Source organism: Neglectibacter sp. X4, assembly GCF_009917365.1.
In the GTDB taxonomy this organism is placed as follows: Bacteria; Bacillota; Clostridia; order Oscillospirales; family Acutalibacteraceae; genus Acutalibacter.
On sequence record NZ_QWLE01000241.1, the window covers coordinates 1 to 704 of the forward strand.

The window sequence follows — 704 nt, forward strand, 5'->3', positions numbered from 1 at the left end:
ACACACAGAAGGAACCTCTCTTTTTCACCCGGCGGGCGATGAAGAAGAAAGATTTTGCAGACCTCTGGGAAAATAGAGAGAAGACTTATGAAGACGTGGCGCATATTTTGGCGCTCAATGACAGACGGCATAAGCTAAGAGAGCTGATAAACAAAAAGCAGGCAGACCTTGCAGCCTTGCGCCCATGGCTGGTATATGACCTGCCTCTTGAACAGCGGGCGACGACAAATACGAGAATTAATCTGGGGATGCTTCCTGCTGCGGCTGATGTGGAAAGTCTGCGGCAGAGAGTTTATGACGGCAGAGAGGCAGTATTCTTAAAGGAAATCAATCGTGATAAGGATTTGATTTATCTGGCTGTTGTCACCATGAATGAAAATGATGAAGAAGTGCTGAATATCTTGAAACAGCACGGTTATACACCGGTTCCCTTCGAGGATTTTTCAGGAACTGCAGAGGAAAATCTCAGGCGAATTGCTGAAGAGATTGTGGCAGATGAAGGAGAATGCTCCCGCATAGAAGAGGAAATCACAAAACTTTGTCCGCTGAAAGAATCTGTCGAGGCCGTTTACGATCGACTTATTGTGGAACGTGATAAAGAAAAGGTAAAGGAGAAGCTCCTCAATACCAAACGTACTTTTACACTGGAAGGATGGGTACCGGAGTCCTGTCAGGAAGCGGCAGCTAAGACGCTGGAAAAACAC

1 protein-coding gene is annotated in these 704 nt (G+C 46.3%); it reads left to right on the plus strand.

Annotated features, from left to right (window positions below; all coding sequences use genetic code 11):
• Positions 1 to 38: 38 nt before the first annotated feature.
• Positions 39 to 704 (plus strand): hypothetical protein (locus D1841_RS17900; RefSeq protein ID WP_166554356.1); only part of this gene is annotated, 666 nt, incomplete at its 3' end.